Source organism: Salibacter sp. (assembly GCF_031581065.1).
GTDB lineage: Bacteria > Bacteroidota > Bacteroidia > Flavobacteriales_G > Salibacteraceae > Salibacter.
The window spans coordinates 25709-34832 of record NZ_JAVLBN010000022.1; the positions used below are offsets into that span (position 1 = coordinate 25709).

Below are 9124 nucleotides of genomic sequence, written 5' to 3' on the forward strand. Positions count from 1 at the left end.
TCAGGAGTTTAAAATGATTCTGAAAGTCGTTCCTTTTCCCGGCTCTGACTGTTTCACGAAAATGCGACCACGATGGTAATTTTCGATGATTCGCTTGCTCAGCGACAACCCGAGGCCCCATCCGCGTTTTTTGGAAGTGTAACCCGGTTGAAAAACATCTTTCTTTTTATTGGCCTGTATGCCTTTTCCGGTGTCTTTCACATCGATGATGACGTTGTCTTCTTTAGCTTCAATCGTAATGTCTATGCTACCATTGCCGCCCATCGCATCAACTGCGTTTTTGCAGAGGTTTTCAACTACCCAGCCAAAGAGTGCGCGGTTCACCGGAGCGCGTGGTTCGTCCTTTGAAGTATGTACTGTAAAACTGACTTTTTTGGACAATCTGGTTTCGAGGTATTCCACAAAATCTTTAATCAATAAGTTGATATTTTCCTCTTTGAGATCTGGAGTGGAGCCAATTTTTGAGAAGCGCTCAGTGATGACCTGCAATCTGCCCACATCGCGTTCCATTTCACCGATGAGTTTTGGTGAAACATCTTTGCTCCTGAGTACTTCCAACCATGCGAGCAACGAGCTGAGTGGCGTTCCCAGTTGATGAGCTGTTTCCTTACTCATGCCAACCCAAACCTGGTTTTGTTCTGATTTTCGCGAAATGCTGAACAACCAATACCCGATCAGGATAAACAACCCGATTACAAAAAACTGAATAAAAGGGTAGTATTTGAGCTGAGTGAGTAAGTCACTGTCTTCATAAAAAATCATGAATGTTTCGTCATCGCCAAGCTCAACAGAAATAGGCTCGTTTTGAGCTTCCATATCTTTGAGTTGTTTCAGGAACTTATCGTGGTTTTCAATCACTGATGAATCGATGTTGCCGGTTGCGATGATGGAATCGCGCTCAACATTTGTAAAAATCACCGGTGTTGAGGCAGAGTTAGTCACAACCTCGCTGATAAAGGAAACCTGCAGATCGTTGAAAGTACTTTTGAGTTCTTCAAAAAGCCTTGAATCTTTGTAGTACAGGTAGTTGACATCCTGACCGTAATAGTTGATGTCAATTTTCCTGCCTTCTTCTTTCATCTCGGCCAGCGTATTGCGAACAACAGTGTCGTTGTGTGTCTTGATGCGGGCGAGCTCAGGTTCTGAAAGAGTATCTTTATCAAATTCTATGACTCCGCTAATATTGCGGTGAGTTGTGTAGTCGCCCTCGCCATTTGTGAGGATGATAGGGATGGTGGTATTTGATTCTACAACTCTCAGTGCGAGCTTGATTTCTTTTGCGTTGATGAGCGATTTGGTAGCATCGCTCCACAGTTCCACTTTTTTGCGTTCTTCGGCCTGTAATTCCTTGAAAAGTTTGTTGGTGTATTTGACCAGATTAGCCTTTTTCTCAATCGCTCCGGCCCACAACTGAACTTGCTTTCGCTCTTCTTTAGCGATTTTTTGAACCAGCCTGTTTGTGTACCAAAACGATGAGCCCACAATGAGCAGGGCCAGCACAAACAGGATTCTTTTCCACAGTATTTTTCGCGTGTAAATATTCAAGCTTAGAGATCTTCGTCTTCAATTTCCCAATCTTCAAATTTAGATTGAGTTGTGTCGCTAACGCCCAATTTATCGATAAATTTTTTGAAAACGCCCTTTTTCTCTTCTTTTTCAGGTTCACGGTCAGAGCCTGATTGAGCCGACTTATCGTCATTGTCCTTGTTTTCTGACGGGTCAAACTCGAGTTCGTACTCCTGCTCAGTTGGCTCTTCTATCTCAGGGATTGTAGTATCGCCCTTGAATAAGCCCAGTTCATCTTTCAAAATGGCTTTAGTGGTTTGTACTTCGCGCTCAACAATCTGCTTCCTGTTTTGCTTACGAGCCGATTTATCAAAGTCGATAATGGGATCGTCAACATTCCCGTGAATGTGCAGAAAGAGCTGCATATTTCCTGTTCCGTCATCCGCGATGTAGCCGAAGTCTGACTGTTTCCATTTGTCATCCTTTTTTTGCAACACTTCTTTGAGGTTGAAGCTGAGCTTGTAGTCGATGTCGTTATTGAAATGATGTTCGCCTGATAGATCGATGTTCAATGCCGATGACGAAATTTGCATGCCGGGAATGGTAACAACCTCGTTTTTGATGCGAAGGGTATTCTGTAAGGTTTCAAATTTTACGTGCTTCAAGCGCTCTTCAAAATCATCGAGCTTGATAAAAAGCCTCAGGAACTTGTTTTCCTGTACAACATCAGTGACTCCTTGTAGCGGTTTGTAGTCGATGAGTTCACCGTTGGCGATTTGTAAATCTGCAACAGCATCGAGTTGTTTGAAAATGACATTGGCATTGCGATCGATTGGGATACTCAGTCTTGTGCTGCTGGTGAGCTTTCCGCGCAAATGATCGGCTGTGATTTCCTGTTGACCAAAGTTGTTGAAGGCTGTGAAAAGCTGTTGTACATCTAACTCATTCAATTGAGTTGATGCAATTAGCTTGACGTTACTGCTCCCGTCACGCAACAGGAACTTACCGTTCATGTTTCCGCCATAAGCGTTGGTCTGAAAACGTTTTGCTTCGATGAGTCCGGCTCTGACCGATACTCTTGAACGCACTTTTTCAAACCGACTTTGATCGTAAATCAACTCATTTATGCTGAGGTTGATATCAGCCAACACGTTTTTTGGGAGTGTGAATGCTGAGCTATCTGGTTTTTGTTTTTTCTGAAATTCGTTGTAGTCAAACTTTTGGAGAAAGATATTTCCAAAAAACCGAAACGGTTTTGTGTTTTCTTTTTGGAAAAAGGGAAGTGCATTTCGCCAGGTTCCGCTTAAATCGAGTGAGTCAGACCCCCATAAACCGTTGAGTTTTTCAATTTTGATGTCGTTGTTTGTGGAATTGAGATTTGCGGTCAGATCCGAAAATGTGTAAGGCGAATTCTCGACTTTGAGCCCGGCTTTTGTAGCGGTGAGGTTGATTTCTTTTTCCCAGTTGACAAAATCGGTGTAGTAAATGGAATCGGTGTTCATGATGCGGCCGGCAATGGCTGCGTCAATTTTCACGGGAATGTTCCAGCTGGAAATGGTATCGGGCTTAATGAAATTATCGAACTGATTGATATTTCCCTCGGCTGTAAATTTGGACTCAAAAAGAGGATGGATGAAGTTTTGCATTCTGAACCGTCCGTTGATAACCGCTCCGTTGAGCTTTCCTGAAAGTGTGTCAAAATGGATCTGACTACTCTGCGCATTTTGATTGCCGCCATTGGTGTAGCGACCACTTGTGTTGAGATTGGCCAACTCAATCTTGTATTTGGAAAGATCGAGTGAACCATTTTCAATCGTGAATTCGCTATTGATGGAGGGCTTTTTGTTTTCATTCTGGCGTTCGATATTTAAATCGAAGTTGAGTTTCCCTTTTCCTTTAAAATCGTTGAAGAAAGTGGTGACTTTATCCGGCATCAGAGCCGAGAGCACGGCTATGTTGAGGTTCTGACCATCGATATTCCATTTCAAATCTTTAGCTGTTGTTTTGCCGGTTATATGGAGATCGTAGCGATTGCGCAAGGTGACAGTTCCGCGCGAAACCTGGTAAAAATTGTTTTTGGGATTCATTTCCATTCCGGCATCCAGGCTGACTTCCTCGCCAGGCAAATAGTGAATATTCCCGATTTTGAGATCATCGACTTTCAGCTTGCCATAGAGGGCGATGTTTTGATCAGTTGAGGAGAAATCACCCTTGCCGGTTATTTTTTGGATCTGAAAAGAGAAGTTTTCTTCACGTGGCTGATGTGCAAAACGATAGTGTAGTTCATCGAGTGTGACTTTTTCCAGCGCGATGGAAAAATTAGATGATGAAGTATCGTTTTGTGAATTCCAGAACTCGAAGTTTTGGCGGTTATTTTGATCCACATCCATGTGCATAAACCCGTTTTCAGCTTCGATTTCGCGTAGTTTGTAATTGCCTTTGTAGAGATCGATCAGGCTAAAGGAGAGATAGAGTCTGTTAACTTTAAAAAGTGTATCGAACTGGCTGTTTGGATTACTGCTGAGTCCAACAGCATTTTCAAACTCAACCGATGCCATAGGGAAATGCTTGAGGAAAGTGAGTTGAATGGTATCTACATGCACCTTCGTTTGCAGGTTCTTATTGAGCTGTTGCGTCACCACCGGAACGATCATTCCGCGGTAGTGATACCCCGCCCATGTTGCGAGCCCGCCAATAATGACAGCTGCAATAAGAAGCGTTAAAAAAATGCGCTTTACCCACTTCATGCTTATCCGGTAACGGTTTTTTAGTTGGAGCTAAGCTACAGTTCGTTAACAAACGAAAAAAGCCCCCGGTTGAGGACTTTTAAACTATTTATTGGGTAAAAGATTGTCTAAAGCATTCTCAAAAACGAAACTTCTTTTTCGTTGAGGAATCTGTAATGGCCACGCGGAATATTCTTTTTGGTGAGTCCGGCAAAAGATACGCGGTCCAGCTTTACCACTTTGTACTCGAGTGCCTCAAACATTCTCCTGATCACGCGGTTTTTGCCAGAGTGCAACTCAACGCCAATTTCTCTGCGGTCTTCTTTTCCTTCTACGAATGCTGCTTTATCGGCTTGTACAGTTCCGTCTTCGAGCTTAACTCCTTTACAGAGTTGAACGAGATCGTTGTTGCTCATCGGTTGGTCGGTTGTGACGTGGTAAATTTTGCGGACCTGGTGTTTTGGATGAGTCAGTTTTTTGGCGAGATCACCATCGTTAGTGAACAGTAAAACACCGGTTGTGTTGCGGTCGAGTCGGCCAACAGGATAGATGCGTTCTTTACAGGCTTTTCCAACGATGTCCATTACCGTTTTTCTGCCCTGGGGATCACTGACAGTCGTAATGAAATCTTTTGGTTTGTTGAGCAAGACATAAACAGGCTTTTCACGGTTGACTTTAGAACCGCCACATTTTACGTCATCAGTTGGTTTAACGCGTGTTCCCAGTTTAGTGACAACTTCACCGTTTATTTCAACTGCTCCGGCTTCAATGAGTGTGTCGGCTTCTCTTCGAGAACAAATTCCGGCATTGGCCAAATATTTATTCAGGCGAACACCTTCCTTCTTTTCTTTATCAGGTTTTGGTTGTGGCTCGCCTTTACGGCCGCGTTTTAAAAACTTGTCTTTATCGAGTCGTTTTCCTTTGCTGTACCTCTTTGATGCTGAGCTTTTTAATTCGTTCGCTCTGCTTTTGTTCTTTTCGCCTTTTGGCCCTTTGCCTCTTTTATTCGTCATACTATCCACAAATTGGGGTGCAAAGGTAGTAAGAACTTTACCATTGGGGACCAAAAGCTTCTTCTATGTGGTTGATTTTTTGGTATTTTGAGTTGAGAATGATAGCGATAACATCAAAACGCGTTTCCACATCGAGGTCTTTTTCCTCGATGTAAGCATTGGCTGCTTTGATGAGTCTTTTTTGCTTGCCGGTTGACACAAACTCTTCCGGGTCGCCAAAGTATTCGTTTATCCTCGTTTTCACTTCTACGATGATGAGCTCGTCCTTTTTTTGTGCGATAATGTCGATTTCATCCTTTCCAAAGCGCCAGTTTGTATCCAGGATGTCAAACTCGTTTTTCTCGAGATGTTGAAGTGCCATCTCTTCGCCTTTTTCGCCAAGTTCGTTGTGATCAGCCATAAGTGAGAGTGCTTTTTTGGGCGGTTACGGTCAGATCCGCTTCGCGACCGATGTAGAGTGGTAAATTGCGTTTTTCGTGTCCGGCCGGAAAGTCGAAAAGAACCGGAAAATCAAATTCCTTCACTTTTTCGAGAACGAGTTCCTGCCAGTTCATACCAAAAACATCAACTGATTGTTTGATATCAGTAAAATAACCGATTACTAACCCTGCGAGTTGGTCTAGTTTTCCTGCTTTTTTGAGTTGCCAAAGCATGCGGTCAATTTTGTAGCCGTATTCGCTGATTTCTTCCAGAAACAGGATTTTGCCTTTAGTATCGATATCGCTGTTGGTTCCTGTCAGACTGGAAATAATACTCAAATTTCCACCAACAACTTCACCTCTTGCTGTTCCTGATCTGTTGAATTTTGAAGGTTCAATCTCAAAGCTGATTTTTTCTCCAAAAAGCGCTTTGCGCAGAGTCTCAACCGATTCTTCATCTTTGTTGTAATTCAGTGGAACAGTGCCGTGAATTGTTTGAACATCAAGATTGGTGGTTACGTGCGAGTGAAAAACGGTAATATCGCTAAAACCCACAATCCACTTTGGGCTCTGACCGAAACCTGAAAAATCCAGTTCATCGATAATACGAACCGAGCCGTATCCGCCACGCGTACAAATAACAGCTTTGCAATTTGGATCGTTGAGTGCCGATTGAAAATCGTCAATTCGCTCCTGGTCAGATCCCGAAAAATAGTAGTGCTCACCGGCACAACCTCTCCCAAGCTGAACTTCAAGCCCCCATGACTGAAGGAGCTTACGGGCATACAAAACCTTGTTGGCCTCGATTTTTTTAGCCGGTGAAACGATGTAAACGAGATCTCCATCTTTTAAAAAATCGGGTTGCATTGGTTCCGTTTTTAGTTGTTAATAGCCGAGTTCCTTTCTCAATCTGTTCAGTACGGGGCGGCCAATTTCCCTGGCTCTTTCAGCTCCTTTTTCCAGCTCCTGATCGATTTCGTGTTTGTTGTCCATGAGGTGCTGAAAACGTTCTCTTGCTTCGCTATAGTTATCGCGCAGTTTTTCAAAGAGCTCCTGCTTGGCGTGACCGTATCCGTAGCCTCCCGCTTCGTAATTTTTACGCATTGTCGCTACTTCTTCGTCAGAAGCTACGAGCTTGTAGATTTTAAAAACGTTGCACGCATCAGGGTTTTTGGGCTCTTCGAGCGGAGTAGTATCCGTGACAATTTTCATCACGTTTTTGCGGAGTTTTTTATCCGTTTGGAATAGGTTGATCGTGTTTCCGTAGGATTTGCTCATTTTCTCGCCATCAATACCGGGAACGATCATGACATTTTCATCAAAGCTGGCCTCGGGTTGCTTTAGCACCTCTTTGTTTAAATTGTGATTGATAGAGCCTGCGATGTCACGTGTCATTTCTAAATGTTGTTTTTGATCTTTTCCCACAGGGACGATATCAGCATCGTACATTAGGATGTCACAGGCCATAAGTACCGGGTAGTCGAATAAGCCGGCATTCACATCGCTGAGTCTGTCGCTCTTGTCTTTAAAGCTGTGTGCATTAGCGAGCATTGGAAAAGGAGTGAAACAGTTGAGGTACCAGGTCATTTCCGTTACTTCAGGAATGTCACTCTGGCGGTAAAAAATTGTGCGTTCAGTGTTTAGTCCGAGCGCTAACCAGGCTGCTGCAACAGCATAGGTGTTTTCACGGATCACTTCAGGTTCTTTGATTGAAGTGAGCGTGTGGAGGTTTGCGATAAAGAGAAGCGATTCATTTTTTGGGTCATTAGCAAGGTTGATTGCCGGTTCAATTGCTCCCAATATATTTCCCAGATGCGGAACACCGGTTGCCTGTATGCCTGTTAATATTCGTGCCATTACTGCTCAACAAATTTTGCTCAAAAGTAGTAATTCAAAAATTGGAGTGAATACAATCTTTGAATTTGATAGTACACAATTAACGATTCGAAAGTTCGATTTGATAACTTACTTTTGCCCAATCAAAATTTAGTGCAGTGGAAGTAAATGATGAATTAGTTGACAAGATCGCAGCATTGGCTAAACTCGAATTTAAAGGCGAGGAAAAAGAGGCGATCAAGGGTGATATGCAGCGAATTCTCAACTTTATCGATAAGCTTGGAGAAGTTGATACTGAGGGTGTGGAGCCGCTGGTGTACATGACTGATGAATCGCTCAAGCTCCGCGCTGATGAAGTCGATCAGAATATTTCACAAGACGAGGCGCTCAGGAATGCACCCGATAAAGACTCTGATTACTTCAAAGTTCCTAAAGTGCTCAAAAAGTAGGCGGGGCAGGGCTCTGACCGTAATCGTCTTTGAGTAACAAAAACGTCATACCGGCTCATTTAGCTCTTTTTGGAGCAAATCTCATCTATGGTCTCAATTACATTTTAGCAAAAGATGTAATGCCTAATTTCGTTGGTCCGTCAGGGTTCATATTCTTGCGAGTTGGTGGAGCATTGCTCTTATTTTGGCTTTTTGCCTCACTCTTCAGAACCGGAGAAAAAGTCGACAAAAAAGACTTTCCCCGACTCATCATTTGCGCACTTTTTGGTGTAGCCGGCAATCAGCTTCTCTTCTTTGAAGGACTCAACATTACAACTCCCATCAACGCGAGTATTATTATGGTGAGTAACCCTATTCTGGTTCTGATCATGGCATCGATTATTCTTAAAAATGCCATCAAACCGAAAAAAGTGCTCGGAATTGGACTGGGGATTACAGGGGCCGTTTTGTTGATTTTATTCAGATCACGGGGAGGTGAACTGACTTTCAGTTCAGAGACAGCCTTTGGCGACTTGCTCGTTTTTCTCAATGCAGCCTGCTTTGGTATTTACCTTGTGCTCGTGAAACCACTGATGGAAAAATACAAGCCCATAACCGTTGTGAAGTGGGCCTTTTTGTTCGGATTCCTTTTTGTAATTCCATTTGGTTTTGGACAGTTTACCGAGATCAACTGGAGCGAGATGCCGACAAAAATCTACCTGGAGATCTTGTATGTAGTCGTAGGAACAACATTTCTCGCTTACCTCTTCAATAACTTTGCGCTCAAGCGCGTACAACCGACAGTCGTGAGTATTTACATCTATTCTCAGCCGTTGATCGCCAGTGTTTTTTCGCTATTGCTTGGTAAAGACGAAATAACGTGGATTAAAATTCTTTCAGCCATTTTGATCTTTTTTGGCGTTTACCTTGTGAGCAGACCTGATGTTCGAAAGACTTAACCCGGGTTTTTCATGTGATTTTGATCTATCTCATAAAGCGATTAAGAATTACTAAAAATTTCGTGCCTCAATTTTAACTGCTTCTAAATGGGGTTAACCGCCAAATTTAGATTTTTACAAATATTCATGAGTAATGGCGGTTAATTTTTGACAATACTCTTTGTGGTCGTTCCCTGATCTGTTTCGGTCAGAACCAAATAAAAGCCGGCCTTCAATTGCGAAATATCGAGGCGTTTT

General features: G+C 43.0%; 8 protein-coding genes. 2 read left to right on the plus strand and 6 right to left on the minus strand.

All coding sequences use genetic code 11. The features are described 5' to 3' along the window. The 6 genes from RI557_RS06975 to trpS form a co-directional block, all read right to left on the minus strand. A complete protein-coding gene (locus RI557_RS06975) occupies positions 1 to 1545 on the minus strand; it encodes a HAMP domain-containing sensor histidine kinase (RefSeq protein ID WP_310668922.1) in 1545 nt (514 codons plus the stop codon). A gap of 2 nt (positions 1546 to 1547) precedes the next feature. Further along, on the minus strand, positions 1548 to 4253 hold the full coding sequence (locus RI557_RS06980; protein WP_310682947.1) for an AsmA-like C-terminal region-containing protein: 2706 nt from the start codon (positions 4251 to 4253) through the stop codon (positions 1548 to 1550). Between the two features lie 107 nt (positions 4254 to 4360). Beyond that, a complete protein-coding gene (locus RI557_RS06985; RefSeq protein ID WP_310668920.1) occupies positions 4361 to 5245 on the minus strand; it encodes a pseudouridine synthase in 885 nt (294 codons plus the stop codon). Positions 5246 to 5282: 37 nt separating this feature from the next. Further along, on the minus strand, positions 5283 to 5645 hold the full coding sequence (locus tag RI557_RS06990; protein ID WP_310668919.1) for a YraN family protein: 363 nt from the start codon (positions 5643 to 5645) through the stop codon (positions 5283 to 5285). After that, entirely contained in the window at positions 5638 to 6531 is an 894-nt protein-coding gene (locus RI557_RS06995) for an LD-carboxypeptidase (protein WP_310682949.1), read from the minus strand. Before RI557_RS06995 ends, RI557_RS06990 begins: the two co-directional genes overlap by 8 nt. Positions 6532 to 6549: 18 nt before the next feature. Next, the gene (gene trpS / locus RI557_RS07000; protein ID WP_310682951.1) at positions 6550 to 7521 is read right to left on the minus strand and encodes a tryptophan--tRNA ligase; all 972 of its coding nucleotides are present in this window, start codon (positions 7519 to 7521) and stop codon (positions 6550 to 6552) included. 137 nt (positions 7522 to 7658) lie between these two features. On the opposite strand from trpS, the gene gatC reads away from it, so the two are divergent. Both gatC and RI557_RS07010 read left to right on the plus strand, forming a co-directional pair. Beyond that, positions 7659 to 7949: an Asp-tRNA(Asn)/Glu-tRNA(Gln) amidotransferase subunit GatC gene (gene gatC / locus RI557_RS07005; protein ID WP_310668916.1), complete on the plus strand. Its 291-nt coding sequence runs from the start codon at positions 7659 to 7661 to the stop codon at positions 7947 to 7949. A 29-nt stretch (positions 7950 to 7978) separates the two neighbouring features. Beyond that, positions 7979 to 8887, plus strand: coding sequence for a DMT family transporter (locus RI557_RS07010; RefSeq protein ID WP_310668915.1), 909 nt, complete (start codon positions 7979 to 7981; stop codon positions 8885 to 8887). Positions 8888 to 9124: the final 237 nt, after the last annotated feature.